The 26,505-nt window shown below is 69.9% G+C and carries 22 protein-coding genes and 2 tRNA genes; 7 read left to right on the forward strand and 17 right to left on the reverse strand.

Annotated features, from left to right (window positions below):
• Positions 1-17: 17 nt before the first annotated feature.
• The 5 genes from ACWD11_RS30630 to ACWD11_RS30650 form a co-directional block, all read right to left on the reverse strand.
• On the reverse strand, positions 18-1,037 hold the full coding sequence (locus ACWD11_RS30630) for a rod shape-determining protein (protein ID WP_004001297.1): 1,020 nt from the start codon (positions 1,035-1,037) through the stop codon (positions 18-20).
• Positions 1,038-1,303: 266 nt separating this feature from the next.
• Positions 1,304-1,717, reverse strand: a complete 414-nt coding sequence (ndk, locus tag ACWD11_RS30635; protein WP_389416040.1) for a nucleoside-diphosphate kinase — start codon at positions 1,715-1,717, stop codon at positions 1,304-1,306.
• 129 nt (positions 1,718-1,846) lie between these two features.
• Positions 1,847-2,203 (reverse strand): DUF4233 domain-containing protein, encoded by a 357-nt coding sequence (locus tag ACWD11_RS30640; protein ID WP_451122738.1) that lies wholly within the window; start codon positions 2,201-2,203, stop codon positions 1,847-1,849.
• An 11-nt stretch (positions 2,204-2,214) separates the two neighbouring features.
• Entirely contained in the window at positions 2,215-3,699 is a 1,485-nt protein-coding gene (gene folC, locus ACWD11_RS30645) for a bifunctional tetrahydrofolate synthase/dihydrofolate synthase (protein WP_451286871.1), read from the reverse strand.
• A 91-nt stretch (positions 3,700-3,790) separates the two neighbouring features.
• Positions 3,791-6,415: a valine--tRNA ligase gene (locus tag ACWD11_RS30650; protein WP_451286873.1), complete on the reverse strand. Its 2,625-nt coding sequence runs from the start codon at positions 6,413-6,415 to the stop codon at positions 3,791-3,793.
• 136 nt (positions 6,416-6,551) lie between these two features.
• Here ACWD11_RS30650 and ACWD11_RS30655 point away from each other — a divergent pair, with 136 nt between their 5' ends.
• A complete protein-coding gene (locus tag ACWD11_RS30655) occupies positions 6,552-7,472 on the forward strand; it encodes a hypothetical protein (protein WP_451286875.1) in 921 nt (306 codons plus the stop codon).
• A 75-nt stretch (positions 7,473-7,547) separates the two neighbouring features.
• Here the strand turns inward: ACWD11_RS30655 and clpX are convergent, their stop codons facing one another.
• The 5 genes from clpX to ACWD11_RS30680 form a co-directional block, all read right to left on the reverse strand.
• Positions 7,548-8,837, reverse strand: coding sequence for an ATP-dependent Clp protease ATP-binding subunit ClpX (gene clpX / locus ACWD11_RS30660; RefSeq protein WP_250079212.1), 1,290 nt, complete (start codon positions 8,835-8,837; stop codon positions 7,548-7,550).
• 160 nt (positions 8,838-8,997) lie between these two features.
• Positions 8,998-9,678: an ATP-dependent Clp protease proteolytic subunit gene (locus tag ACWD11_RS30665; protein ID WP_389416035.1), complete on the reverse strand. Its 681-nt coding sequence runs from the start codon at positions 9,676-9,678 to the stop codon at positions 8,998-9,000.
• Positions 9,679-9,765: 87 nt separating this feature from the next.
• On the reverse strand, positions 9,766-10,374 hold the full coding sequence (locus tag ACWD11_RS30670; RefSeq protein WP_250079236.1) for an ATP-dependent Clp protease proteolytic subunit: 609 nt from the start codon (positions 10,372-10,374) through the stop codon (positions 9,766-9,768).
• A gap of 307 nt (positions 10,375-10,681) precedes the next feature.
• On the reverse strand, positions 10,682-12,076 hold the full coding sequence (gene tig / locus ACWD11_RS30675) for a trigger factor (protein ID WP_389416034.1): 1,395 nt from the start codon (positions 12,074-12,076) through the stop codon (positions 10,682-10,684).
• A 167-nt stretch (positions 12,077-12,243) separates the two neighbouring features.
• Positions 12,244-12,320 (reverse strand) — tRNA-Pro (locus ACWD11_RS30680).
• Positions 12,321-12,450: 130 nt separating this feature from the next.
• Here ACWD11_RS30680 and ACWD11_RS30685 point away from each other — a divergent pair.
• Positions 12,451-12,524: transfer RNA gene (locus ACWD11_RS30685), tRNA-Gly, on the forward strand.
• 60 nt (positions 12,525-12,584) lie between these two features.
• Here ACWD11_RS30685 and ACWD11_RS30690 read toward each other — a convergent pair.
• A complete protein-coding gene (locus ACWD11_RS30690) occupies positions 12,585-12,779 on the reverse strand; it encodes a hypothetical protein (RefSeq protein WP_150949237.1) in 195 nt (64 codons plus the stop codon).
• 410 nt (positions 12,780-13,189) lie between these two features.
• On the opposite strand from ACWD11_RS30690, the gene ACWD11_RS30695 reads away from it, so the two are divergent.
• Positions 13,190-14,326: an acyltransferase family protein gene (locus ACWD11_RS30695; RefSeq protein ID WP_451286878.1), complete on the forward strand. Its 1,137-nt coding sequence runs from the start codon at positions 13,190-13,192 to the stop codon at positions 14,324-14,326.
• A gap of 21 nt (positions 14,327-14,347) precedes the next feature.
• Here the strand turns inward: ACWD11_RS30695 and ACWD11_RS30700 are convergent, their stop codons facing one another.
• Together ACWD11_RS30700 and ACWD11_RS30705 are read right to left on the reverse strand one after the other, a co-directional pair.
• Positions 14,348-14,791, reverse strand: coding sequence for an HD domain-containing protein (locus tag ACWD11_RS30700; protein ID WP_389416032.1), 444 nt, complete (start codon positions 14,789-14,791; stop codon positions 14,348-14,350).
• The gene (locus tag ACWD11_RS30705; protein ID WP_389416031.1) at positions 14,788-15,978 is read right to left on the reverse strand and encodes a PP2C family protein-serine/threonine phosphatase; all 1,191 of its coding nucleotides are present in this window, start codon (positions 15,976-15,978) and stop codon (positions 14,788-14,790) included. The genes ACWD11_RS30700 and ACWD11_RS30705 overlap by 4 nt, the downstream gene beginning before the upstream one ends.
• Positions 15,979-16,140: 162 nt before the next feature.
• Between ACWD11_RS30705 and ACWD11_RS30710 the strand changes: the two genes are divergently transcribed.
• Complete coding sequence (locus ACWD11_RS30710) at positions 16,141-17,397, forward strand: GNAT family N-acetyltransferase (protein ID WP_451286880.1); 1,257 nt, start codon at positions 16,141-16,143, stop codon at positions 17,395-17,397.
• A 92-nt stretch (positions 17,398-17,489) separates the two neighbouring features.
• Here ACWD11_RS30710 and ACWD11_RS30715 read toward each other — a convergent pair whose 3' ends face one another.
• Positions 17,490-18,299: an Fpg/Nei family DNA glycosylase gene (locus tag ACWD11_RS30715; RefSeq protein WP_451286882.1), complete on the reverse strand. Its 810-nt coding sequence runs from the start codon at positions 18,297-18,299 to the stop codon at positions 17,490-17,492.
• Between the two features lie 73 nt (positions 18,300-18,372).
• A complete protein-coding gene (locus tag ACWD11_RS30720) occupies positions 18,373-18,858 on the reverse strand; it encodes a ribose-5-phosphate isomerase (protein ID WP_389416028.1) in 486 nt (161 codons plus the stop codon).
• Between the two features lie 184 nt (positions 18,859-19,042).
• Between ACWD11_RS30720 and ACWD11_RS30725 the strand changes: the two genes are divergently transcribed.
• Positions 19,043-20,503, forward strand: coding sequence for an amino acid permease (locus tag ACWD11_RS30725; protein WP_451286884.1), 1,461 nt, complete (start codon positions 19,043-19,045; stop codon positions 20,501-20,503).
• 49 nt (positions 20,504-20,552) lie between these two features.
• Here the strand turns inward: ACWD11_RS30725 and ACWD11_RS30730 are convergent, their stop codons facing one another.
• A complete protein-coding gene (locus ACWD11_RS30730) occupies positions 20,553-23,123 on the reverse strand; it encodes a protein kinase domain-containing protein (protein WP_451286886.1) in 2,571 nt (856 codons plus the stop codon).
• A gap of 250 nt (positions 23,124-23,373) precedes the next feature.
• Between ACWD11_RS30730 and ACWD11_RS30735 the strand changes: the two genes are divergently transcribed.
• A complete protein-coding gene (locus tag ACWD11_RS30735; protein ID WP_451286888.1) occupies positions 23,374-24,099 on the forward strand; it encodes a hypothetical protein in 726 nt (241 codons plus the stop codon).
• 82 nt (positions 24,100-24,181) lie between these two features.
• Here ACWD11_RS30735 and ACWD11_RS30740 read toward each other — a convergent pair whose 3' ends face one another.
• Positions 24,182-24,763, reverse strand: a complete 582-nt coding sequence (locus ACWD11_RS30740; protein WP_451286890.1) for a biotin transporter BioY — start codon at positions 24,761-24,763, stop codon at positions 24,182-24,184.
• 354 nt (positions 24,764-25,117) lie between these two features.
• Between ACWD11_RS30740 and ACWD11_RS30745 the strand changes: the two genes are divergently transcribed.
• Positions 25,118-26,500 carry an amino acid permease gene (locus ACWD11_RS30745; protein WP_389416023.1) on the forward strand — a complete coding sequence of 461 codons (1,383 nt, stop codon included), beginning with the start codon at positions 25,118-25,120 and terminating at the stop codon, positions 26,498-26,500.
• Positions 26,501-26,505 lie beyond the last annotated feature (5 nt).

Raw genomic sequence — 26,505 nt, forward strand, 5'->3', positions numbered from 1 at the left:
GGAATCGAAGGGTTGCGTCATCTGCGCGGCTGGGCGTCGAGGACCTGCTGGAGCGCCTCGAACTCCTCGACGCACTTGCCGGAGCCGAGCGCCACGCTGTCCAGCGGGTCCTCGGCGATGTGGATCGGCATGCCGGTCTCCCGGCGCAGCCGCTCGTCCAGGCCGCGCAGCAGGGCGCCGCCGCCGGTCAGCACGATGCCGCGGTCCATGATGTCGCCGGACAGCTCCGGCGGGCACTTGTCGAGGGTCGTCTTGACGGCGTCGACGATGGCGTTGACGGGTTCCTCGATCGCCTTGCGCACTTCGGCGGCCGAGATGACCACGGTCTTGGGCAGCCCGGAGACCAGGTCCCGGCCGCGGATTTCGGTGTGCTCGTCGGAGTCGAGGTCGTACGCCGAACCGATCGTGATCTTGATCTGCTCGGCCGTGCGCTCACCCAGCAGGAGCGAGTACTCCTTCTTGATGTGCTGGATGATCGCGTTGTCCAGTTCGTCGCCCGCCACGCGGATGGACTGCGCGGTGACGATGCCGCCGAGGGAGATGACCGCGACCTCCGTGGTGCCGCCGCCGATGTCGACCACCATGTTGCCCGTGGCCTCGTGGACCGGCAGGCCGGAACCGATGGCCGCGGCCATGGGCTCCTCGATGATGTGCACCTGACGGGCGCCGGCCTGGGACGACGCCTCGATGACGGCGCGGCGCTCGACGCCCGTGATGCCCGAGGGCACACAGACGACGACCCGCGGACGAGCCAGATACCGCCGCTTGTGGATCTTCAGGATGAAGTAGCGGAGCATCCGCTCGGTGATCTCGAAGTCGGCGATCACGCCGTCCTTCAGCGGGCGTACGGCAACGATGTTGCCCGGCGTGCGCCCGATCATCTTCTTCGCTTCGGCGCCGACCGCGAGGATGCCACCGGTGTTGGTGTTGATCGCGACGACGGACGGCTCGTTGAGTACGATCCCGCGACCCCTGACGTACACCAGCGTGTTGGCGGTCCCGAGGTCGACAGCCATGTCACGGCCGATGAACGACATTGAGTTCCCCATCAGGATTCGTCTGGCCTTCCCACGAGCTTTTGAGGGCTTTTCAGGTCGGCGAGGTGGGTGCTGTGACGTGAAGGGTTCCATCGTAGACGCGCCTTCGCGAACACGGCGTGAGGGTCCTTCGCCATTGTCAGCAGATGATGTGCGGGTTCGCTCTCGGAGACGAGCGTTTGGGGCCTGTCGTTCCCCCGAACGCCCGGCATGTGCCGGAAAGTCCGGGGGCGGCGCCCCCGGGCTCTCCGAACCGCCGCTGAACGTCAGGCGCGACCGGGGAAGAAGATCTTCACCTCGCGCTCGGCCGACTCCTCGGAGTCGGAGGCGTGGATGAGGTTCTCACGGACGATCACACCGAAGTCGCCGCGGATGGAGCCGGGCGCGGCGGCGATCGGGTCGGTCGGGCCAGCCAGCGCGCGCACGCCCTCGATGACCCGCTCGCCCTCAACGATCAGCGCGACGACCGGCCCGGAGGACATGAACGCGAGCAGCGGCTCGTAGAACGGCTTGCCCTTGTGCTCGCCGTAGTGCTGCTCCAGCGTGTCCTGGTCCAGGGAGCGCAGCTCCAGCGCGGTGATCTGCCAGCCCGCCTTGCGCTCGATGCGGCTGATGATCTCGCCGGTCAGGCCACGACGGACGGCGTCGGGCTTGAGGAGGACGAGGGTGCGCTGGGTCACGACGGGCTCCTTAGTGCATCACGTGTGCGGGAAGAGCAGGTTACCCGGCGTGTCCGGGCGTCTGTTACGCAGCGTCAGGTGTAGAGGATCAGCCGCGCCCGGTACAGAGGCCGCCTCAGACGGAGAGGATCAGGCCGCGTCCGGGGCGGAGGCGTCGGCCTGCGCCGCGAACCTCGCCTTCGCCTCGTCGATCTTCCTCCCGTAGTGCACCGACGCCCACCACAGGGCCGCGAAGGCCGCGCCCAGGACGAACATCGACGGCACGACGAACCCGGAGGCGATCAGCACGACCTGGAGCGCCCAGCCGAGGGCGATGCCGCCGGGCCGGGTGACCAGACCGCACAGCAGCAGGCACGCGAACATCGCGATCCCGCAGACCGTCCACACCGTCGACATGGACAGATCGGGGTCCTTCATGGCGACCAGACCGGCGAACCCGATGACGAAGAACTCGCCGATCAGCGTCGACGCACAGAGCGTACGCATCCTTGAAAACCTCAGCCCTTCCCCAGCAGCAGCCGGGCCTCTCCCACGGTGATGACGGAACCGGTGACCAGCACCCCGCCGCCCGCGAACTCGCCCTCGTCCTCGGCCAGCGTGATCGCGGCCTCCAGCGCGTCCGGCAGCCGCGGCTCGACCTGCACCCGCTCGTCGCCGAACACCTCGACGGCGATGGCGGCCAGCTCGTCGGCGTCCATCGCGCGGTGGCTGGAGTTCTGCGTGATGACGACCTCGGCGAAGATCGGCTCGAAGGCCTCCAGCAGCCCGCGTACGTTCTTGTCGCCGCTGGCCCCGACCACGCCGATCAGCCGGCTGAAGTCGAAGGCCTCCCCGATCGCCTCGGCGGTCACCCGGGCGCCCGCCGGGTTGTGCGCGGCGTCCAGCACGACGGTCGGCGAACGCCGTACGACCTCCATGCGGCCCGGCGAGGAGACGGCCGCGAAGGCCTTGCGGACGGTGTCGAGGTCGAGCGGCTCGGCACGCTGGGCGCCGACCCCGAAGAACGCCTCCACCGCGGCCAGCGCCACGGCGGCGTTGTGCGCCTGGTGGGCGCCGTGCAGCGGGAGGTAGACCTCGCCGTACTCGCCGCCCAGGCCCCGCAGGGTGACCAGCTGGCCGCCGACCGCGACCTGCCGGGAGACCACCCCGAACTCCAGGCCCTCGCGGGCGACCGTCGCGTCGACCTCCACGGCCTTCTTCAGCAGCACCTGCGCCGCGTCCACCGGCTGCTGCGCCAGGATCACGGTGGCGCCCTGCTTGACGATCCCGGACTTCTCCACGGCGATCTCGGCGGGCGTCCCGCCGAGCCGGTCGGTGTGGTCCAGGTCGATGGGGGTGACGACGGCGACGTCACCGTCGATGACGTTCGTGGCGTCCCAGGTGCCGCCCATGCCGACCTCCACGACGGCCACGTCGACGGGCGCGTCCGCGAAGGCGGCGTACGCCATGCCGGTCAGCACCTCGAAGAAGGACAGCCGGTACTCCTGCTGGGCGTCGACCATCTCCACGTACGGCTTGATGTCGTGGTACGTCTCGATGAACCGCTCGGCGGAGATCGCGGCGCCGTCCAGGCTGATCCGCTCGGTGACCGACTGGACGTGCGGGCTCGTGTACCGGCCGGTGCGCAGTTCGAAGGCGCCGAGGAGCGCCTCGATCATGCGGGCGGTGGTGGTCTTGCCGTTGGTCCCCGTGATGTGGATCGAGGGGTACGAGCGCTGCGGCTCCCCAAGGACGTCCATCAGCGCGGCGATACGGCTGACCGAGGGCTCCAGCTTGGTCTCGCCCCAGCGGGTGGCGAGCTCCGCCTCGACGTCGCGCAGGGCCTTGTCGACCTCGGGGTCCTCGGGGCGCGTCGGTACATCCGCCTGCGGCGGGCCGCCCTGGGTGCGCAGGGTACGGCTGCCGGCCTCGATGACCGCGAGATCGGGGTCGCGGTCGGTCTCTTCCGCGATGATCTCGTCGAAGGGGTCGCTGTCACTCACGGGGCCAGTCTACGGAGGGGGACCGGCAGACGGAGGCCAAGGCCCCCGGAGCCGGGTGGCTGCGGGGGCCTTGGCACGCGCCTACTACGGCTTACGCCTCGGGGAGACGGTCCAGCTGGGCCTGGATGCGGGCGATGTCCTCGTCCGCCTTCGCCAGCCGGCCGCGGATCTTGTCCACGACGTTGTCCGGGGCCTTCGCCAGGAAGGCGTCGTTGCCGAGCTTGGCCGTGGCCTGGGCCTTCTCCTTCTCGGCGGCGGCCAGGTCCTTCGCGAGGCGCTTGCGCTCCGCCGCCACGTCGATCGTGCCGGAGAGGTCCAGCGCGACCTCCGCGCCCGCGACCGGCAGGGTCGCCGTGGCCGTGAAGGCGTCGCCCTCCGGCTGCAGGCGCAGGAGCTGGCGGATGGCGGCCTCGTGCGGGGCCAGTGCCGTGCCGTCCAGGCTCAGCCGGGCGGGGACCCGCTGGCCCGGCTGCAGGCCCTGGTCGGCTCGGAAGCGGCGGACCTCGGTGATGACCGACTGGAGGCTCTCGATCTCCCGCTCGGCCGCCTCGTCCCGGAAGCCACTGTCTTCGGGCCACTCGGCGATGACGACCGACTCGCCGCCCGTGAGGGTGGTCCACAGGGTCTCCGTGACGAACGGGACCACCGGGTGCAGCAGCCTGAGGGTGACGTCCAGGACCTCGCCCAGGACCCGCTGGGAGACCGCGGCCGGCTCGCCGCCCGCCTGGAAGGTGGTCTTGGACAGCTCGACGTACCAGTCGAAGACCTCGTCCCACGCGAAGTGGAACAGCGCGTCGGAGAGCTTCGCGAACTGGAAGTCCTCGTAGAGCGCGTCGACTTCGGCGACGACGGAGTTGAGGCGCGAAAGGATCCAGCGGTCGGTCGCCGACATGCGGGAGGCGTCCGGGAGTTCACCTTCGAGCGTCGCGCCGTTCATCAGCGCGAAGCGGGTGGCGTTCCAGATCTTGTTGGCGAAGTTGCGCGAACCCTGGACCCAGTCCTCGCCGATGGGGACGTCGACGCCGGGGTTGGCGCCGCGGGCCAGCGTGAACCGGAGTGCGTCGGAGCCGTACTTGTCCATCCAGTCCAGCGGGTTGACCGCGTTGCCGAAGGACTTCGACATCTTCTTGCCGAACTGGTCGCGGACCATGCCGTGCAGGGCGATGGTGTGGAACGGCGGGGTGCCGTCCATCGCGTACAGGCCGAACATCATCATCCGGGCGACCCAGAAGAAGAGGATGTCGTAGCCGGTGACCAGGACGGAGTTCGGGTAGAACTTCGCGAGCGAGTCGGTCTGTTCGGGCCAGCCGAGGGTGGAGAAGGGCCACAGGCCGGAGGAGAACCAGGTGTCGAGGACGTCGGTGTCCTGGTGCCAGCCCTCGCCGGTGGGCGCCTCGTCGTCCGGACCGACGCAGACGACCTCGCCGTTCGGGCCGTACCAGACCGGGATGCGGTGGCCCCACCACAACTGCCGCGAGATGCACCAGTCGTGGAGGTTGTCGACCCAGTCGAAGTAGCGCTTCTCCATCTCCTGGGGGTGGATCTTGACGCGGCCGTCGCGGACCGCGTCGCCGGCCGCCTTGGCCAGCGGGCCGACCTTGACCCACCACTGCATGGACAGCCGCGGCTCGATGGTGGTCTTGCAGCGCGAGCAGTGGCCCACCGAGTGGACGTACGGCCGCTTCTCGGCGACGATCCGGCCCTCGGCGCGCAGGGCGGCGACGATGGCGGAGCGGGCCTCGAGCCGGTCCAGGCCCTGGAAGGGGCCGTGGGCGGTGATGACGGCGTGCTCGTCCATGATCGTGACGGCGGGCAGGTCGTGCCGCTGGCCGATCTCGAAGTCGTTCGGGTCGTGGGCCGGGGTGACCTTGACGGCGCCGGTGCCGAACTCGGGGTCGACGTGCTCGTCGGCGACGACGGGGATACGGCGGCCGGTGAGCGGCAGCTCGATCTCACGGCCGACGAGGTGGCGGTACCGCTCGTCCTCGGGGTGGACGGCGACGGCGGTGTCGCCGAGCATCGTCTCGGCGCGGGTGGTGGCCACGACGATGGCGTCGTCGCCCTCGCCGTACCGGATGGAGACGAGCTCGCCCTCGTCGTCCTGGTACTCGACCTCGATGTCGGAGATGGCGGTCAGACAGCGCGGGCACCAGTTGATGATGCGCTCGGCGCGGTAGATGAGCTCGTCGTCGTAGAGCCGCTTGAAGATGGTCTGGACGGCCTGCGAGAGCCCCTCGTCCATGGTGAAGCGCTCGCGGGACCAGGCGACGCCGTCGCCGAGCCGCCGCATCTGCCCGGAGATCTGGCCGCCGGACTCGCCCTTCCACTGCCAGACGCGCTCGACGAAGGCCTCGCGGCCGAGGTCGTGCCGGGATTTGCCTTCCTTGCCCAGCTCGCGCTCGACGACGTTCTGCGTGGCGATGCCGGCGTGGTCCATGCCGGGCTGCCACAGCGTCTCGTAGCCCTGCATGCGCTTACGGCGGGTCAGGGCGTCGATGAGCGTGTGCTCGAAGGCGTGCCCGAGATGGAGGCTGCCGGTGACGTTCGGCGGCGGGATGACGATGGTGTACGGCGGCTTGTCGCTCTTCTCGTCCGCCTCGAAGTAACCCCGCTCCACCCAGCGCTCGTACAGCGGCCCCTCTACGTCGGCCGGCGCGTACTGGGTCGGCAGTTCGGTGTGGGGCGCTGGTGGCTGCTGCTGAGCGTTCTCGGTCACGGAGTCAGTTTAGGGGTGTCGCGGCGGTGTCCCGAAACGGCTTTGTTCTGTAACGGTGGGGGCCCCGATGCACCGCGCGCCCCCCGGCTGGGCCAGGATGTCAGGACCACATAAGCATCTGGAGGGGAACCCAGTAATGAGCTACAACCAGCCGGGCCCGTACGGCGGGCAGCCCCAGCAGCCCGGACCGTACGGCCAGCCGGGTCCGTACGGCCAGCAGCCGCAGGCTCCGCAGCCCGGCTATGGCTACCCCCAGCAGCCGCAGGCCCCGCAGCCGGGTTACGGCTACCCCCAGCAGGGCGGCGTCCCGCCCCAGCAGCCCCCTTACGGCCAGCAGCCCCCCTACGGCGCCCCGATGCCCCCGGCCCCGAGCGGCGGCAAGAAGAAGACGGGCCTCATCCTGGGCGCGGTAGCGGTCGTGGCGGCGATCGGCGTGGGCGTGTATTTCGTGGTGGGTGGGAGTGGGGGCAGCGGTGATGCCGCCGGGGACGACGGCCCGCACAAGCTGACCACGCCGGCCACGGTCCTCACGGAGTACAAGAAGGCCGAGGACAACGGCTCGGACAGCGCGATGACGAAGGACGACCTCCAGAACGCCGAGGACTGGGGCGTCAAGAACCCCAAGGACGTCAGCGCGAACTACCAGTCGGGCGACGAGAGCAACCCGCTGGCGGGCAAGCTGGTGACCTTCGGCGGCGTGTACGGCGAGATCGAGGACCCCGAGAAGGCTGTCGACGGACTCCTCGCGTACATGAAGAAGGACGCCGAGAAGGAAGACGTCACCATGAAGGGCGAGCCGAAGGCGTACACCCCCGAGGGGTTCGACGGCACGGTCCTGAAGTGCCAGCAGGCCAACATGCAGAACCCCGACGCCACCGCGGGTTCGGGTGAGCCGTCCGAGATGAACATGACGTACTGCGTCTGGGGCGACTACAGCACGATCGGCTTCGTGATGCCGATGGAGATCGCCGACATCGCGGCCGGCAAGGAGACCGACCCGACCCAGGCGGCGGCCCTCACCGCCAAGTTCCGCAAGGACGTCCGCGTCAAGATCTGACGCCTGCCGTCGGACAGCAACCACGACAGGGGCCCCGGTCGACCGACCGGGGCCCCTGTCGTACGTCTGATGCTGTTACGCCGTCTTCTGCTCCCCCGGCCCCCGGCCGTTCCGGGCGTCCCTCGGGATCAGGGTGGGGTTGACGTTCGAGTGGACGACGTCGGCCGTGATGACGACACGGGCCACGTCCTTGCGGGACGGGACCTCGTACATCACCGACATCAGGACCTCCTCCATGATGGCGCGCAGGCCGCGCGCGCCGGTCTGGCGGAGGATCGCCTGGTCGGCGATGGCTTCCAGCGCCTCGCGCTCGAAGTCCAGCTCCACTCCGTCGAGTTCGAAGAGGCGCTGGTACTGCTTGACCAGGGCGTTGCGCGGCTCCACCAGGATCTGCAGGAGCGCCTCGCGGTCGAGGTTGTGGACCGAGGTGATCACCGGCAGACGCCCGATGAACTCGGGGATCATGCCGAACTTGACCAGGTCCTCGGGCATGACGTCCTCGAACTGGTCCTTCGCCTCCAGCTCCCGCTTGGAGCGGATCGTCGCGCCGAACCCGATGCCCTTCGCACCGGCCCGCGACTCGATGATCTTCTCGAGACCGGCGAAGGCACCGCCCACGATGAACAGCACGTTCGTCGTGTCGATCTGGATGAACTCCTGGTGGGGGTGCTTGCGCCCGCCCTGCGGCGGCACCGAGGCCGTCGTGCCCTCCAGGATCTTCAGCAGCGCCTGCTGGACGCCCTCGCCCGAGACGTCTCGCGTGATCGACGGGTTTTCACTCTTCCGCGCGACCTTGTCGATCTCATCGATGTAGATGATCCCGGTCTCGGCCTTCTTGACGTCGTAGTCCGCCGCCTGGATCAGCTTCAGCAGGATGTTCTCGACGTCCTCGCCGACATAGCCCGCCTCCGTCAGCGCCGTCGCGTCCGCGATCGCGAACGGGACGTTCAGCATCCGGGCGAGCGTCTGCGCCAGCAGGGTCTTCCCGGAGCCGGTGGGGCCCAGCAGCAGGATGTTGGACTTCGCCAACTCGATGGCGTCCTCGCGGCTTTGACCACCGCCGTGCTCGCCGGCCTGGACCCGCTTGTAGTGGTTGTACACCGCGACCGACAGGGCCTTCTTGGCGGCCTCCTGGCCGACCACGTACCCCTCGAGGAACTCGTAGATCTCGCGCGGCTTCGGGAGCTCCTCCCAGCGCACCTCGCTGGTCTCCGCGAGTTCTTCCTCGATGATCTCGTTGCAGAGATCGATGCACTCGTCGCAGATGTACACACCGGGCCCTGCGATGAGCTTCTTGACCTGCTTCTGGCTCTTGCCGCAGAACGAGCACTTGAGCAGATCGCCGCCGTCACCGATGCGTGCCACGGTGTGCTTCCCCTTCGCCTGGGAGACGCCTAGGTCCAGCGGCTCCTGGTGCTGCCTTCATCCGACGGTACCTTGCCGGGGCCCTTGTTCGGGCCCCCCTTGGCACGGTTCACTTTGTCGTGCACCGTGCCAAGGAGCGGCCGACGATACAGCCTCCGGCTCAGCGCACCTCTGCGTTGTTCATCTTCCGGGTGGAGATGATCTGGTCGATCAGGCCGTACGACAGGGCGTCCTCGGCCGTGAGGATCTTGTCGCGCTCGATGTCCTCGCGGATCTTCTCGATCGGCGTGGTGGAGTGCTTGGCCAGCATCTCCTCCAGCTGCGCACGCATCCGGAGGATCTCGTTCGCGGCGATTTCCAGGTCCGAGACCTGACCTCGGCCCGTCTCGCTGTACGGCTGGTGGATCAGCACGCGCGCGTTCGGCAGCGCCATGCGCTTGCCGGGCGTACCGGCGGCCAGCAGGATCGCGGCGGCGGAGGCCGCCTGGCCCATGCAGACCGTCTGGACGTCCGGCTTCACGAACTGCATCGTGTCGTAGATGGCCGTCAGCGCGGTGAAGGAGCCACCGGGGCTGTTGATGTAGACCGAGATGTCCCGGTCGGGGTCCATCGACTCCAGGCACAGCAGCTGCGCCATGACGTCGTTGGCGGAGGCGTCGTCGATCTGCACGCCGAGGAAGATCACGCGCTCCTCGAAGAGCTTCGCGTACGGGTCGTACTCACGAATGCCCTGCGACGTGCGCTCGACGAAGCGCGGGATGACGTAGCGGGACTCGGCGACAGGGCCGGTGTACTCGGCCTGCGGGCGGTCCTGGAAGCCGCTGCCGGGGAAGGTGTTCACGGTGTCTCCAAAAAGGGGCTGTAGCGGGGGCTGGGGGCGGGTGGAGGCTCGTACGGCCCTGGGGTGTCCCGGGGGCCGGTACCGGCCCTACGCCGCTCCGGTACCGCCGCCGCCCGGCATACCGGCGGCCGTGGGGATGACGTCGTCGATGAGGCCGTACTCCTTGGCCTCGAAGGCGTCGAACCAGCGGTCGCGGTCCGAGTCGCGGGTGATCTGCTCGATCGTCTGGCCCGTGTGCTGGGCGGTGAGCTCGGCCATGCGCTTCTTGGTGTGCAGCAGCCGCTCGGCGTGGATCTTGATGTCCGAGGCCGAGCCGGCGAGGCCGGCGGACGGCTGGTGGATCAGGATCTCGGCGTTCGGCAGCGCGAAGCGCTTGCCGGGGGTGCCCGCACTGAGCAGGAACTGGCCCATCGAGGCGGCGAGGCCCATGGCGATGGTGACCACGTCGTTCTTGATGAACTGCATGGTGTCGTAGATCGCCATACCGGCCGTGATCGAACCGCCCGGGCTGTTGATGTAGAGGTAGATGTCCTTGTCCGGGTCAGCGGCAAGGAGCAGCAGCTGTGCGGTGATCTTGTTCGCGATGTCGTCGTCGACCGGCTGGCCGAGGAAGATGATCCGCTCGTTGAGCAGCCGGTTGTAGACCTGGTCGCCGAGGCCACCACCGATGGAAGGCTCGCCGGCGGCGGAGGGCATCAGATTCGTCACGTATCCACCTGCTCGTCTTACGACGGCGCCGGGCCGTCTTCACGTTTCCCTGCCGGGGGCCTCCGGCGGTTTCGCCGACTCCCCTGCCCCCGTACTCATGGACCCTAACGCGCTGGTCCCTTCAGGGAATCCCGGAGCGGGGGGTGTTCGCCGGGGGCGTAGAGCCTGCGGCGGGTGGGCCGCCGCCTACGCCCCGTGACCGCCCGCGAGCGCCCCGCCCACCGGATGCCGGAAAGGCCCCGGGGATCGTCCTCCCCGGGGCCTTCCTACGGCGTCACAGGCGCCGAAGGCGTGCTCAGCCCTCGGTCTTCTCGTCGGCCTCGGCCTCGGTGGCGTCGGCCTCCGTGGCCTCGGCGGCGATGTCGGTGGCGGCCTCGTCCTCGTCGTCCAGGTCGATGATCTCGCCGTTGGTGTCCTTGACCGTGGCCTTCTCGACCACGACGGCCAGGGCCTTGCCGCGGGCGACCTCGCCGACCAGGAGCGGAACCTGGCCGCCCTCGACGACGGCCTGGGCGAACTGGTCGGGGGACATGCCGGAGGAGGCCGCGCGCCGCATGAGGTGCTCGGTGAGCTCCTCCTGGTTGACGTTGAGCTTCTCCTGCTTGACGAGCTCGTCCAGGACGAACTGGGTCTTGATGCCCTTGACCGCGGCTTCCTTGGTCTCGGCGTCGAACTCCTCGACCGTCTTGCCCTGGATCTCGAGGTACTTCTCGAGGTCGAGGCCCATCTGGCCGAGCTGGTGGTGCTCCAGGTTGTGCTTGCGGGTGTTGATCTCGTCCTCGAGCAGCTTCTCGGGGACGGGCACCTCGACGAGCTCCAGCAGCTTCTCCAGGACGCGCTCCTGGGCCTGCGTGGCCTGGTCGTACTGCTTCATGTTCTCGAGGCGCTTGCGGCTGTCGGCCTTGAGCTCGTCGAGGGTGTCGAACTCGGAGGCGAGCTGCGCGAAGTCGTCGTCCAGCTCGGGCAGTTCGCGCGCGGCGACCTGGGTGACCTTGACGGTGACCTCGGCCTCCTTGCCGGCCGCCGAGCCGCCCTTGAGCTCGGAGGTGAAGGTGGCCTCGCCACCGGCCTCCAGGCCCTTCACGGCGTCGTCGATGCCCTCGAGGAGCTCACCGGAGCCGATGGTGTAGGCGACACCCTCGGCGACGCCGTCCTCCAGGACCTCGCCCTCGACCTTGGCCTGCAGGTCGATGGTGACGACGTCGCCGTCCTGGGCGGGGCGCTCGACCGGGGAGGTCGAGGCGAAGCGCTCGCGGAGCTGCTCGACCGACTTCTCGATGTCCTCGTCGGTGACCTCGACGGCGTCGACCTCGACCTCGATGCCGGAGTAGTCCGGGATCTCGATGGCCGGGCGGACGTCGACCTCGGCGGTGAAGTTCAGCGTCTCGCCGTCCTTCAGCTCCGTGATGTCGACCTCGGGCTGGCCCAGGACGTTGAGCTCGGCCTCGTTGACCGCCTCCGTGTAGAACTTGGGAAGCGCGTCGTTGACGGCCTCCTCCAGCACGGCGCCACGGCCGAACCGCTGGTCGATGACCCGGGCGGGAATCTTGCCCTTGCGGAAGCCCTTCACCGTGACCTGCTGGTTGATCTTCTTGTACGCCGCGTCGAGGCTGTCCTTGAGCTCCTCGAAGGGCACCTCGACAGTGAGCCGAACCCGAGTCGGGTTCAGGGTCTCCACGGCGCTCTTCACGGTTCGGTCTCCTTGTGGCTGACTTCTTGGGTTTGCCGGGCCAGACTGGTCCGGCGGATTCGCTGCCCGGAGGACTTCGGTAAGTGAGAGACACACGGGCGCGCAGCTTGCATAGTAACCGCAGCCGCTGAACGACCCAAAGGCGATCACCTGGATGATCAGGCAGGTGGTCGGGGTGGCGGGATTTGAACCCACGGCCTTCCGCTCCCAAAGCGGACGCGCTACCAAGCTGCGCCACACCCCGTCTGGTGCGACACGTAGGGTACATGCCCGCAGGCCATGGGGCCGCCGCATTTATGGGGTGTGCGCCGAGGGGGGCCGACCCGCTACGATGCCTTCAGTGCCGCGGTCGGCTGACCTGCGGCGCGTCCTGTGCGGGCGTAGCTCAATGGTAGAGCCCTAGTCTTCCAAACTAGCTACGCGGGTTCGATTCCCGTCGCCCGCTCCAGTTCGGCCGCCGGCCCGGTTCCTCGGAACCGGGCCGGCGTCGTTTGTGCGGTCCGGCGTTCTAGAACTGGATCGAGTTGATCGTCTCGGCTATCGAGTCGAGGAACCGCTGGATGTCGTCGGCCATGCCGGTGGAGGCGAGGAAGAAGCCGAAGAGCACGGCGACCACCGCGGGGCCGGCCTTGAGGGAGCCACCTCGGATCAACACCACCAAGATGATCGCCAACAGCAGCACCACTGACAGCGAAATGGCCACAACTGATCACACCCTCGGTCGGTCCGCTCTCCCGGCCCGGGGGTGCCTGCCCCGCGCACCCCCGCCAGAACCATCGTGCCACCAACAGGGCCGCCGTATGCGGCGGGTGGGGCATCAGTGGTCACAACTCCGGCCGGTGCGGGCGGCTCCGGGCCCCGCGGGGGCCATCCCGCGCACTCCGCACGGGAATTCGAAGTGACACTCGTAAGAGAAATTCGGTGTGATCGTTTCCATGTCCACACAAGGTGTTCGCGGGTAATTCGAATTGTTGTCACAGGTGACCCCAACTCCGGCCCACACCTTGCGTTATGTACGATTTAGCATGGATTAAACATCACAAGGCAGGCACATAAGTGGTAATGGCGTCCCGCGTTTTACTCATCCGCACAGCCGCCGCTAAGGTGCCTCAGATGTTCCACGCTGCCTCGCCACCCGCACAGTCGCAGGCCCCGGGAGTGCCGAGTCCGCGCTCCCCCGAGAAACAGCAGAGACCGAACACAAGAGCAGGCAAGCGCGACGCCTTCTTCGACAACGCGAAGTTCCTGGCGATCGTGCTGGTGGCCGTCGGTCATGCCTGGGAGCCCCTGAAGGGCGACAGCCGGATCCTCGAAGGCCTGTACATGGCCGTGTACGCCTTCCACATGCCGGCGTTCATCATCATCTCCGGCTACTTCTCACGCAGTTTCGACATGCGCCCGGACCGGCTGCGCCGGCTGATCACCGGTGTCGCCGTGCCGTACATCGTCTTCGAGACCGCGTATCCGCTGTTCAAGCGGGTGATCGACGACGACCCGAGCATGCCCGTCAGCCTGCTCGACCCCTGGTATCTCACCTGGTTCCTGGCCGCGCTGTTCGTCTGGCGGCTGACCACCCCGATCTGGAAGTCGATCCGCCGGCCGCTGCCTGTCGCGCTCGGCATCGCGGTGCTGGCGTCCGTCACGCCGGAGATCGGCGACGACCTCGACCTCCAGCGTGTGCTGCAGTTCCTGCCGTTCTTCGTGCTGGGCCTGCACATGAAGGCCGAGCACTTCCAGTGGGTGCGCCGGCGTTCCGTGCGGATCCTGTCCGTGCCGGTGTTCGCGCTGGCGCTCGCCGTCAGCTGGTGGGCGGTGCCGCGCATGAACACCGGCTGGTTCTACCACCGTGACTCCGCGCAGGAGCTGGGCGCGCCGTGGTGGACCGGGCCCGTCATGGTGTTCGCGCTGTTCGGCTGCTCACTGGTGCTGACGGCGTGCTTCTTCGCCTGGGTGCCGCGCCGGCACATGTGGTTCACGGCGCTGGGCGCGGGCACGCTGTACGGCTATCTGCTGCACGGCTTCGTGGTGAAGGCCGGTGACTACCAGGGCTGGTTCGACCACGACTGGCTGCACCGGCCGCTCGGCCAGATCTTCGTCACCGTGCTCGCGGCGGCGGGTGTGACGCTGCTGTGCACCGCGCCGGTGCGGCGGGTCTTCCGGACGGTGATGGAGCCCGAGATGAAGTGGGCGTTCCGGCGGGACCCCGCGGAGGCGGCCCGCGAACGCGAACGTCAGAAGACCGCCGCCTAGTTCAGGGGTGCGGTGCCCGGCTCAGGGCTGCAGGCCGAGAAGTGCGCGCATGCGCGCGTACTTCTCGGTCAGGCGTACGCGCGTCGCCTCGTCCAGGACCGCGAGGCGGGCCGGGTCCGCGTTGTGCGCCAGGTCCGCCTCCTTCACCAGCAGCGCGCCCGGCGTGGCGAGGATCCGCCCGGCGTACGCCTCCGGCGTCTCCCCCGCGCGCTTGGTGAGGGCGAGGACGATGTCCTTCGTACGGCGGCTCAGCGCGGCCTCGTGCAGCCACCGCTCGGTGAGGGCGTCGTCCTCGACGGCGTCGTGCAGCCAGGCCGCCGCGATCTGGTCGTCGTCGCCGCCCCGGGCACGGACGCCGTCGGCCACCGCCTTCAGGTGCTCGGCGTAGGGCCGTCCCGCCTTGTCCGTCTGGCCCTCGTGGGCGGCGCGGGCGAGGGCTTCGACCTCGGGAACGGCGAGCGTCAGGCGTGGCCCCCCGCCTGTGACGTCACCGTAGGGCCCTCGCGGCAGATCAGCAGCAGCGCGCGGTCGTCGTTGACGTCCTTGGCCACCGCCTCGATGAGATGCCAGGCCGCGCCGTGGAAGCCGCCCGCGACATAGCGGTCCGCCTCGCCGGTGAGGCGGTCGATGCCCTCGACGATGTCGCGGTCGGAGGTCTCCACCAGACCGTCTGTGAACAGCATCAACACATCCCCGGGCCGCAACGAGCCCTTCACGGGGTCGAACTGGGCGCCGTCGTACACACCCAGCAGCGGGCCCTCCGCGGCCTTCTCCTCCCAGCGGCCGCTGCCCGCGCTGAGCTGGAGGCCCGGCGGGTGTCCGGCGGAGTAGAGCTCGTAGTCGCCGGAGTCCAGGTCCAGGACCAGGTGGATGGAGGTGGCGAAGCCCTCCTCCCAGTCCTGGCGGAGCAGGTAGCCGTTGGCGGCCGGGAGGAAGGCGTGCGGGGGCAGCGAGCCGAGGAGTCCGCCGAAGGCGCCCGACAGCAGCAGGGCCCGCGAGCCCGCGTCCATGCCCTTGCCCGAGACGTCCGTGAGGACGACCTCCAGGGTCCGGCCGCCGTTCGTGCGGGCCGCGACAACGAAGTCACCGGAGAACGACTGGCCGCCCGCCGGGCGCAGCGCCATCTCGCGGTGCCAGCCGTTGGGCAGCTGCGGCAGCTTGCTCTGCACCCGGATGCGTTCGCGCAGGTCGAACAGCATGGTTCCGCCGCGCCGCCAGGGCACGCCGACGCGGCTGCGGAACTGGGCGATCAGCAGGCCGACGAACCCGCAGGCCGCGACCACCAGGACCACGCCCGGAGTGACCCGGGCGGCGCCCTCGGTGTACGGGCCGAGCTGCACCGACTCCACGATCAGGGCGGTGGCCGCGGCCGCGTACAGGCCGAGCAGGCTGGCCGGGCGCAGCAGCAGACCGCCGGCGACGATGGGCAGGACCAGCGCGGCCGGAGCGCACCAGACCGAGTTGGCCAGGGTGGTGGCGGTGATGAGCGGGACGGTGAGCAGCAGTGCGGCCAGCGCGACCCAGTCGGAGCCGTCGCCGCGGAAGTAGTCCACGGCACTTCTGCGCAGGCCGACGCGGACCCGGTGCCACTGGATACGCAACCGGGCCGCGAGCGTGTCGGCGGCCGCGCGCCGCTGTCGTCCTGCTGCCATTAGTTCGGGACCCTATCCATCGGACCAGCCGCTTGGCACGGGAGGTCCACCTTGTCCCCCGTCCGAGGCTCAACTCCACAGTGAACTTCACGAGAAGCCATCGCGCGGCCCCCCGGCGGAAATTCCGTGGCTCGTCCCGCATCGCCCTGGTAGGCATGGCGCATGGGGACACACTTCACGACCGGTTCCGCGACCGAGCTGCGGCGGCTGGCGCCCGAGCATTGGGACATCTGGTACGACGTGCTGCTGCGCGCCTTCGGCGGGGTGCCGGAGCCCACCGAGGAGCGTGAACTGTACCGGGGACTCACCGAGTTCGACCGGTTCCTCGGCGCCTGGGACGGTGACCTGTGCGTGGGGTCGGCCGGGGCGTTCCGGTTCGGGGTGACCGTGCCCGGCGGGGCCTCGGTGCCCGCGGCGGGGGTGACGATGGTCGGGGTCGCCGGCACGCACCGGCGACGCGGGGTCCTTACGTCGATGATGCGCAGGCAGCTGGACGACGTGCGGTCCTGGGGCGAGCCGCTGGCGGTGCTGACGGCGTCCGAGCCGGCGATCTACGGGCGGTTCGGGTACGGCGTGGCGACCCTTCAGCTCGCCACCGAGATCGACACGACCCGGGTGCGGTTGTCGGTGCCGGCCGGGACGGACGACGTACGGCTGCGGTACGCGGAGCCGGTGGACGTCATCGACGCGTGCGAGCAGGTGTACGCGGCGCTGGTGCCCGTCCGGCCCGGGATGCTGGCCCGGGTGCGGCCCGGCTGGGAGCGGGTGGGGGTGCTCGATCCGGAGGGCGGGCGGGGCGGGGCGTCGCCGTTGCAGTGCGTGCTGGCGGAGCGGGACGGGGAGACCGTCGGGTACGCCCGTTACGCGGTCAAGCCGGAGTGGGGGGTCGCCGGGAACGACGGGGTGGTGCAGCTGCGGGAGCTGGCCGGGGTGGACGCGGCGGCGCAGGCCGCGCTGTGGCGGTTCCTGTTCGACCTGGACCTGACGGCGACGCTGAAGGTGCACGGGCGGCCGATGGACGAGGCATGGCAGCACCAGGTGTCGGACCTGCGGCGGTGCCGGCCGCGGTACCGGGACGGGATGTTCGTCCGGCTGGTCGAGGTCGGGGCGGCGCTCTCGGCCCGGACCTATCAGGCGCCGGTGGATGTGGTGCTGGAGGTCGAGGACGCCTTCTGCCCCTGGAACTCCGGGCGTTGGCGGCTGTCGGGGGACGCGAAGGGGGCGTCCTGCGAGCGGACCCGGGACGCGGCGGATCTGGCCCTGTCCGTACGGGAGTTGGGGTCGGCGTATCTCGGCGGGGTGAGCCTGGTGTCGCTGGGGGCCGCCGGGCGGGTACGCGAGGTCCGGCGGGGGGCGCTGGCGGAGGCGTCGGTGGGGTTCGGCTCGGCCGTCGCGCCCTGGTTGCCGCACGGGTTCTAGAACAGCGGTTCGCGGGGTTCCGGAACGGCGGCTCACGGGTTCTGGAACCGGCCAACAGGTTCTCGAACCGGCTCACAGGTCCTCGAACCGGCTTACCGCTTCTGGCAGTTGGGGCACCAGAAGAGGTTGCGGGCGGCGAGATCGGCGGTGCGGATCTCGCCGCCACAGATGTGGCAGGGCAGGTTGGCCCTGCGGTACACGTAGACCTCCCCGCCGTGGTCGTCCACGCGGGGCGGGCGGCCCATCGCCTCGGGGGTGTGGTCCGGGCGGACGGTGTCGATGCGGTTGTTGCGGACGCCCTCGTGCATGAGGTCCACCAGGTCGGCCCAGATGGCTTCCCACTGCCGGGGCGTGATGTCCTTGCCCGCCCGGTAGGGGTCGATGCCGTGCCGGAAGAGGACCTCCGCGCGGTAGACGTTGCCGACGCCCGCGATGATCTTCTGGTCCATGAGCAGGGCGGCGATCGTGGTGCGGCTGCGGGAGACGCGCCGGTAGGCCGTCTTCGGGTCCGCGTCGTCGCGCAGCGGGTCCGGACCGAGGCGGTCGTGTATGGCCTGCTTCTCGGCGGGGGTGATCAGGGCGCAGGTGGTGGGGCCTCGGAGGTCGACGTACGCGGTGGTGTTCGCGAGGCGGAGGCGGACCGTGTCCGTGGGCGGGGGTGCGGGGGCGGGGCCGAAGGTGACCTTGCCGAAGAGGCCGAGGTGGATGTGGACCCAGTCGCTGTCGCGGAAGCCGAGGAAGAGGTGTTTGCCGTGGGCCTCGGTGGCGGTGAGCTCGGTGCCGGTGATCAGGGCGGCGGCGTCGGAGAACTTGCCCTGGGGGCTGGTGGCCTGGGGGGCGGTACCGGCGAAGGCGGCGGCGTAGTCCTTGGCCAGCCGGTGGATGGTGTGCCCCTCAGGCACGGTGGCTCCTCTGGACGGGCTGGAAGGCGCCGACCGGCGTCGCTGTGCGCGGACGCCGGACGGGCTGAAAGGCTTACTGCTGCGGGTGGTGCGGGGGGATCGGGGGGAGGTCGCCCGTGGTCTCGTAGGACGCCAGCATGTCGATGCGGCGGATGTGGCGCTCGTCGCCCGAGAACGGGGTGGCGAGGAAGGTCTCCACGAACTTCGTCGCCTCGTCCTGGGTGTGCATGCGGGCGCCGACCGCTACGACGTTGGCGTCGTTGTGCTGGCGGCCCAGGGCCGCGGTCTCCTCGCTCCAGGCCAGTGCCGCACGGACACCCTTGACCTTGTTCGCCGCGATCTGCTCGCCGTTGCCGGAGCCGCCGATCACGATGCCGAGGGCGTCGGGGTCGGCGGCGGTGCGCTCTGCGGCGCGGAGGCAGAAGGGCGGGTAGTCGTCCTGGGCGTCGTAGAGGTGAGGGCCGCAGTCGACGGGGTCGTGCCCCGCCGCCTTCAGCCACTCGACGAGGTGGTTCTTGAGTTCGTAGCCCGCATGGTCGGAGCCGAGGTACACGCGCATGCGACGAGTGTGACACGCCTGTTCCCGGGCAGCCGCCCCGGGGGTTGATCCCGAAAAGCCTGAGCAACAGTACAGAACCTCAGGCAAACCTCAAGTAACGATCCGGAATCAAAGGTTCAATTACTCCTTTGCCTCAGATTCACTGGACCAACTTGTTAGGCACCGGCACGAAGGAATTCCCCCTATGACCTCGCAGCCGACCCTGTCGAAGGCTGAAAAGGACCCTGGAGCCCCCGGCGATCCCGGTAACGGCCTCCAGGCAGGGCTCAAGAACCGCCACTTGTCGATGATCGCGATCGGCGGTGTCATCGGCGCCGGACTCTTCGTCGGGTCCTCCTCCGGTATCGCCACCGCGGGCCCCGGCATCCTCCTGTCGTACGCACTCGTCGGCACGCTCGTGGTGCTGGTGATGCGGATGCTCGGTGAGATGTCCGCGGCCAACCCGACCTCGGGTTCGTTCTCGGCGCACGCCGACCGTGCGCTCGGCCGCTGGGCCGGTTTCTCCATCGGCTGGCTGTACTGGTTCTTCTGGGTCGTGGTGCTGGCCGTCGAGGCGACCGCCGGCGCGGTGATCCTCGAAGGCTGGATCCCGGCCGTACCGCAGTGGGCCTGGGCGCTCATCGTGATGGTGGTGCTGACCGCCACCAACCTGGTCTCCGTCGGCTCCTACGGCGAGTTCGAGTTCTGGTTCGCCGGTATCAAGGTCGTCGCGATCGCCGCGTTCATCGTGATCGGCGGGCTCGCCGTCTTCGGCCTGCTGCCGGGCGTCGACAGCGATCAGGCCGGGCTGGGCAACCTCACCGAGCACGGCGGCTTCCTGCCGAACGGGCCCGGCGCGATCCTCACCGGTGTGCTGCTCGTCGTCTTCTCCTTCATGGGCAGTGAGATCGCCACGCTGGCCGCCGGCGAGTCCGAGGACCCGCAGCGGGCCGTCACCAAGGCGACCAACAGCATCATCTGGCGCGTCGCCGTCTTCTACCTCGGCTCGATCTTCGTCGTGGTCACGTTGCTCCCGTGGGACAGCAAGTCGATCGCCGAGGACGGTTCCTACGTCGCTTCCCTCGACTCCCTCGGCATCCCGCACGCCGGTCAGATCATGAACTTCATCGTGCTGACCTCGGTGCTGTCCTGCCTCAACTCGGGTCTGTACACGGCGTCCCGCATGGCCTTCTCCCTCGGCCGGCGCGGGGACGCGCCCAAGGCGTTCGCGAAGACCACCGGCCGGGGGGTGCCGCTCGCGGCGATCCTCTCCTCCGTCGTCTTCGGCTTCGTCGCCGTCTTCTTCAACTACCAGTACCCGGACACCGTCTTCCTCTTCCTGCTCAACTCCAGCGGTGCGGTGGCCCTGTTCGTCTGGCTGGCCATCTGCTTCTCGCAGCTGCGGATGCGGAAGATCATCCAGGCCGAGGCGCCGGAGAAGCTGGTCGTCCGGATGTGGCTGTACCCGTATCTGACCTGGGCCACGGCCGCGATGATCGTGTTCGTCCTGGGATACATGCTCACCGACACCGAGCACGACGGACGCCGGACGGTGCTGTTGTCGCTGCTGGTCGCGGCGATCGTGCTGGCCATCGCGTTCGTCAAGGAGAAGCTCCGGGGCGACGCCGACGAGGTCGACGAGGTCGACGAGGTCAAGGTCGGCTGATCCGCTCGCACATGCGTGAAGGGGGCCCCTCGGGGCCCCCTTTGCGTGTTCAGAGGAGGGTGAAGCTGTCCTTGACCTTCTCGTAGGTGCGCAGGGCCCGGTCCTCGATGTCCGGCTGGTACCAGGTGTTGATCTGGTACGACTTCCCCTTCTCGTTGAAGCCCAGCAGCCTTGCGTGCCAGGGGACTCCCTCCAGCGTGAAGGTGTACTCCCAGACGACCGCGGGAGAGCCGCGGAACGTCGTCTCCTCCAGGCGGATCTTTTGGTACGCCTGCCCCTGGTGGGCGTTCTGTTCCGAGGTCTCCCAGGTCTCCATGAGGTCGCCGCGGGCGAGGGAGGACTTCGTGACGAGTTCCTGTCTGCCGTCGGGCGAGGTGTAGTGCACCTCCGCGCCCGTCTTCACGTCCCGCCGCCAGCCCTCGGGGGGCACCCAGGCGAACCCGCCGGCCTCCGCGCGCGCTCCCGGCGGCAGGGTCTGCGGGCGGGCGGTGCCTTCCACGGTGGGCGAGGGGGAGGTGGGTGAGGGCGAGTACGCGGAGGAGGAGGAAGCCGAGCCGCCGGCCTTGTCGTCCTCGGGGGACCCGCCGGCGTTCATGAGCAGGACGACGGCCACCACGGCTCCGGCGGTGACGAGCCCCGCTGCGGCAAGGAGGGCGGGCCCGCGGCGCCCCGGGCGGGGGCGGACGGGGGCTGCAGGGCCGGGCAGCTCGCCCGGGGGCATGGGGCGGGGGCCGGGCAGCTCGCCCGGGGGCGCGGGGCCCGGGCCGGGGGCGAAGGCGGGGCCCGGCCGCCGTTCCGTCTCGGCCTCGTGGCGCAGGACGGCGGGGGGCTGGGGCTCGTGGCGCGGCACGGCGGGGGGCTGGGGCTCATAGCGCGGCACGGCGGCCGGATCGGCCGCGTGGCGCAGGACCGCGGCCGGGTCGGGCGCCTGCCGCGGCACCGCAGCTGGGTCGGGCTCGTGGCGCGGCACCGCCGCTGACTCGGGCACCTGCCGCAGCACCGCGGCCGGGCCAGCATCGTGGTGCGGCACCGCCGCTGACTCGGGTTGCTGTGGCAGCACGGCGGTGGGCTCGGGCCTGTGGCGCGGCACCCCGGCCGGGTCGGCCTCGTCGCGTGGAACCCCGGCCGAACCAGGCTCCTGCCGCAGCACCGCAGCCGACTCAGGCTCATGGCGCGGCACCCCGGCCGACTCAGACTCCTGCCGCAGCACCGCGGCCGGGCCAGCATCGTGGCGCGGCACCGCCGCCGACTCGGGTTCCTGTGGCAGCACGGCGGCGTGCTCGGACCTGCGGCCCAGCACCCCGGCCGGGCCGGCCTCGTCGCGTGGAACCCCGGCCGAACCAGGCTCCTGCCGCAGCACCGCAGCCGACTCAGGCTCCTGCCGCAGCACCGCGGCCGGGCCGGGCTCGTGGCGCGGCACCGCCGCCGACTCGGGTTCCTGTGGCAGCACGGCGGCGTGCTCGGACCTGTGGCGCCGCGCCCCGGCCGGGCCAGCATCGTGGCGCGGCACCCCGGCCGACTCAGGCTCCTGCCGCAGCACCGCGGCCGGGTCGGGCTCGTGGTGCGGCACCGCCGCTGTCTCGGGTTGCTGTGGCAGCACGGCGGTGGGCTCGGGCCTGTGGCGCGGCACCGCGGCCGGGTCGGCCTCGCGGGGGACCCCGGTCGGCTCGGGCTCCCTGCGGGCGAGGGAGATGCCCGGGGTACGCGAGGTGCCGGGGCTTCGGTGGCCGAAGGTGTGGGTGGGGCGGTGCGCTTCGGCGGGCGGGGTGTCGGTCGGCTCGGGCTTCCTGGGGTCTCGGGCCAGGGACTCCTCCCGTACCGGCTCCGGGGCCTCCCTCGCCGTCGGCACCGCCACCGTGGGCGTGGGAGGCGGGAACGCGATCGGCTGCAGGGCGCTGTCCAGCTCCCCCAGGCTGGGGCGCAGCTCCGGTTCCTTCTCCAGCAGGGCCGCCAGGATGGGGCGCAAGTGACCGGCCGAGGCGGGCAGTTCGGGCTCCTCGTACAGGACCGCGTGCAGGGTGGCCAGGGTGGTGCCCCGGGAGAAGGGGGAGCGGCCGCCCAGGGCCGCGCACAGCGTGGCGCCCAGCGACCAGACGTCCGACGGCGGTCCCTGCGGGCGCCCGGAGATCCGCTCGGGGGCCATGTAGTCGGGCGAGCCGACCAGCATGCCCACCATGGTGAGCGCCGTCGTGTCCTGGATCGCCGCGATGCCGAAGTCCGTGAGGACCACGCGCCGGGCCCGCGCCTCCACCAGGACGTTGCCGGGTTTGATGTCCCGGTGCAGGACGCCCCGTTCGTGCACCTGGCGCAGCGCGGCCACCAGGCCGAGTCCGATGCGGGCCGCCTCCGCCGGGCTCAGCGGGCCCTCCTCGGCGATGATCCGTTCCAGGGAGCGGCCGTCGACCAGCTCCATGACGATCCACAGCCGTTCGCCCTCGTCCACGACGTCGTAGACCCGCACCACGTGGGGGTGGTCGATGCGGGCGGTGGCCCGGGCCTCGCGCAGGGTGCGTTCGCGGCGGGTGCGGGTGTCCTCGGCGTCGAGGCCGTCTATCCGCATCTCCTTGATCGCCACCGGCCGGTCGAGTATTTCGTCGGCGGCCCGCCACACCCGCCCCATTCCCCCCTGCCCGATGCTTTCGACCAGCCGATAGCGCCCGATCACCAGTAGCCCCGGAATCCCGCCGCTCCTCGTGTTTCCCGTATTTCCCGGCAATGCGCTGCACCCCCTCAAAGCCCGTGAATTGGCCACCGAGTCAGTCCGTTTGAAACACGATGGTCACACTTCGCGCCACCCCAGCATAGTGCGGAGAAATCTTGTGGTACCTCTTCAAGTACTGCGAATTCAGGCGCAGCCAAGGGGGACGAACATGAGTTCTCGTCGTACGACGACCATCGCGGGATCGCTGGTTGCAGCATCCTTCTCGGCAGTGATGATCCTTCCGTTCACCGCCGCGGCGGAAGACCAGGGACCTCAGAGCAGCAAGGGGGGAAAGGCCGTTGACGAGGCGCCGGCCGGGGTGGAAATGACCACGACTCTGCCGGAGAAGATCTCGGTCGACAACGCGTCGCGGGAGACGGAGATTACCGCCACCGTGAAAAACGAAGGGACGAAGGAGAGCGGAGAGATCAGGCTTCTGGTCGTCGGATTCGACGGCCTGACGGTCAAGAATGTTCAGGGCTGTTCACAGATTACCAAAAGCGATCTGCCGGAAGGTTCGAACAGCGGATTCGCCTGCGCCGTGGACAATCTCGCGGCCGGCGACTCGAAATCGTACGACGTCGAGGCGACGTACGACCTGGGCAGGACGGGAAAGATCTGCCTGCCCGTCCAGACCGCGTCGGGCGACAAGACGTACTGGCAGCAGGGCCCGGTGCCGTTCGGTACGACGAACCCGTCGCCGAACGCCCCGGCCACCCCGCTGCTGCTGGGCACCGACAACAAGCCGGTGGCGCCCGGCGGTGACGAGCTGGCCGAGACCGGCAGCAAGCGGGACGTGCTGCCGCTGGGGGCGGCCGGGGCGGCGCTGCTGGCGGCGGGCGCGGCCGGGCTGTGGTGGTCCGGGCCGCGGCGGCCGGCCCGGCAGGAGAGCTGAGCCCTGAGACACCTCGGCCGGGCGACCCGACGACAGGTGTCGGGTCGCCCGGCCGATGGGACGAAAGATGCTTCCGGCAGGGCTACTTGTCGAGCAGCTTCCAGGCGGTGGGCAGCAGGCCCATCGCCAGGGCCGCCTTCAGGGCGTCGCCGATGAGGAACGGCGTGAGGCCGGCCGCGATGGCGGCGGAGGCGGACAGGTCGGCCGAGAAGGCCAGGTAGGGGACGCCGATGGCGTAGATGATCGCCTCGCCGAGGAGCATCGTGCCGGCCATGCGCGGCATCGAGCGGTCGGCGCCGCGGCGGGCGAGGGCGCCGACGGCGGCGGAGGCCAGGAGCATGCCGAGGATGTAGCCGAAGGAGGCGCTGAAGCCGTGGCTGCCGCCTGCGAACCACGGCATGCCCGCGAGACCGGCCAGCGCGTACAGGGCCAGCGCCACGACACCGCGGCGGGCGCCGAGCGCGGTGCCGACGAGCAGCGCGGCGAAGGTCTGGCCGGTCACCGGGACCGGGGTGCCCGGCACCGGCACGGCGATCTGGGCGGCGAGACCGGTGAGCGCGGCGCCGCCGGCCACGAGTGCGATGTCCCGGACACGGGAGGCGGGGAGCAGGTCGGCGAGGACCTGTCCGGAGCGGGCGGGGGCGGCGACAGCGGCGGTGCTCATGGGGACTCCGCGAAGGTGGGGGCAGGCTGGGACACGGCGACGCTATCCCAGGGGCCTGGAGCCGATCACCGTCACTGGTCGACAAAGGCCGGATCACCGCCTTGGTGGGCTCTGCACAAAGAGGAGCGGTTACACGGGGTACGGCGTGATGCCGGTCACTGAGGTGAGGACGTGCGGGTCACGAAGGGGGACCGGGGAGGGGCTGTAGGGTTCCCCCAATCCCTCGGCGGTGAAGGGTCCCGTACGCTCTGTGGCGTACCTGTCCGCATACTGGGCGGCCCCTTCGCCTGAGCGGACACGGCCCCCAGACTGTGGGCGATTTTGCCCATCCTCTGCATTGGACGAGCCGCGCCCATGCCCAGCACCACAGTCGAGACGCCGCCGCAGCAGGACGGCGTCTCCCTCTCCCACGGCCTCAAGCAGCGCCATCTGTCGATGATCGCCCTCGGGGGTGTCATCGGCGCCGGACTGTTCGTCGGCTCCGGCGCCGGTATCGCCGCCGCGGGTCCCTCGATCGTCGTCGCCTACGCCCTCTCCGGACTCCTCGTGATGCTGGTGATGCGGATGCTCGGCGAGATGTCCGCCGCGTATCCCTCCTCCGGCTCCTTCTCGGCGCACGCCGAGCGGGCGATCGGGCCCTGGGCCGGGTTCACCGCGGGCTGGTCCTTCTGGGTCCTGCTCTGCACGGCGGTCGGCCTGGAGGGCATCGGTGCCGCGAAGATCGTCACCGGCTGGCTGCCGGGCACGCCGGAGTGGGCGTGGGTGGCGCTGTTCATGGTGGTGTTCTGCGGGGCGAACCTGGCCGCGGTGAAGAACTTCGGTGAGTTCGAGTTCTGGTTCGCCGCCCTGAAGGTCGGTGCGATCAGCCTGTTCCTGGTCCTCGGCGGCCTGGCCATCTTCGGCGTCCTGCCCGGCACGGACGCGCCGGGCACCTCGAACCTGACCGACTTCCTGCCCAACGGCGGCGAGGGCCTGATCATCGGCCTGCTCGCCTCGGTCTTCGCGTACGGCGGCATGGAGACGGTGACCATCGCCGCCGCCGAGTCGGAGAACCCGGTCAAGGGCGTGGCGAGCGCTGTGCGCACCGCGATGTGGCGCATCGCCCTCTTCTACATCGGCTCGATGGCGGTCATCGTGACGCTGGTCCCCTGGGACTCGGCGGCGGTCGTGGAGAAGGGCCCGTACGTCGCGGCCCTCGACGAGCTGGGCATCCCGGGCGCCGGTCAGCTGATGAACGTGGTGGTGCTGGTGGCGCTGCTGTCGGCGATGAACGCCAACATCTACGGCTCCTCGCGCATCGCGTACTCCCTGGTCCAGCGTGGGCAGGGCCCGAAGGCGCTCGGCCGGGTGAGCTCCGGTGTGCCGCGCGTCGCCGTCCTCGCCTCCTCGGTGTTCGGCTTCGTGTGCGTGCTGCTCAGCTACTGGCGGCCGGACGATGTGTTCCCGTGGCTGCTGAACATGATCGGCGCGGTGATCCTGGTGGTGTGGATCTTCATCGCCGTCTCCCAGCTCCGGCTCCGGGCCCGCCTGGAGCGCGAGGAGCCCGAGAAGCTGACGGTGCGCATGTGGGCGTTCCCGGTGCTGACCTGGGTCGCGCTGGCCGGCATGGTGGCGATCTTCGTGCTGATGGCGCGGGAGCCGGACACCCGCGTGCAGCTGTACTCGACCGGTGCGATGACCCTGTTCCTGGCGGGCGTGGGGTACGCGTGGCAGCGGGCCCGGGCGGCCAAGGGCTGATCAGA

This window comes from Streptomyces sp. NPDC002776 (genome assembly GCF_053592195.1).

Coding starts and splice junctions, on each gene's coding strand:
- ACWD11_RS30630 (WP_004001297.1), bottom strand. CDS start 1,037: ATGTCGTTCATCGGCCGTGACATGGCTGTCGACCTCGGGACCGCCAAC.
- ACWD11_RS30640 (WP_451122738.1), bottom strand. CDS start 2,203: ATGCGTACGCTCTGTGCGTCGACGCTGATCGGCGAGTTCTTCGTCATC.
- ACWD11_RS30655 (WP_451286875.1), top strand. CDS start 6,552: ATGAGCTACAACCAGCCGGGCCCGTACGGCGGGCAGCCCCAGCAGCCC.
- ACWD11_RS30670 (WP_250079236.1), bottom strand. CDS start 10,374: ATGCCCTCCGCCGCCGGCGAGCCTTCCATCGGTGGTGGCCTCGGCGAC.
- ACWD11_RS30695 (WP_451286878.1), top strand. CDS start 13,190: ATGTTCCACGCTGCCTCGCCACCCGCACAGTCGCAGGCCCCGGGAGTG.
- ACWD11_RS30705 (WP_389416031.1), bottom strand. CDS start 15,978: ATGGCAGCAGGACGACAGCGGCGCGCGGCCGCCGACACGCTCGCGGCC.
- ACWD11_RS30710 (WP_451286880.1), top strand. CDS start 16,141: ATGGGGACACACTTCACGACCGGTTCCGCGACCGAGCTGCGGCGGCTG.
- ACWD11_RS30720 (WP_389416028.1), bottom strand. CDS start 18,858: ATGCGCGTGTACCTCGGCTCCGACCATGCGGGCTACGAACTCAAGAAC.
- ACWD11_RS30725 (WP_451286884.1), top strand. CDS start 19,043: ATGACCTCGCAGCCGACCCTGTCGAAGGCTGAAAAGGACCCTGGAGCC.
- ACWD11_RS30730 (WP_451286886.1), bottom strand. CDS start 23,123: ATGGGGCGGGTGTGGCGGGCCGCCGACGAAATACTCGACCGGCCGGTG.
- ACWD11_RS30735 (WP_451286888.1), top strand. CDS start 23,374: ATGAGTTCTCGTCGTACGACGACCATCGCGGGATCGCTGGTTGCAGCA.
- ACWD11_RS30740 (WP_451286890.1), bottom strand. CDS start 24,763: ATGAGCACCGCCGCTGTCGCCGCCCCCGCCCGCTCCGGACAGGTCCTC.
- ACWD11_RS30745 (WP_389416023.1), top strand. CDS start 25,118: ATGCCCAGCACCACAGTCGAGACGCCGCCGCAGCAGGACGGCGTCTCC.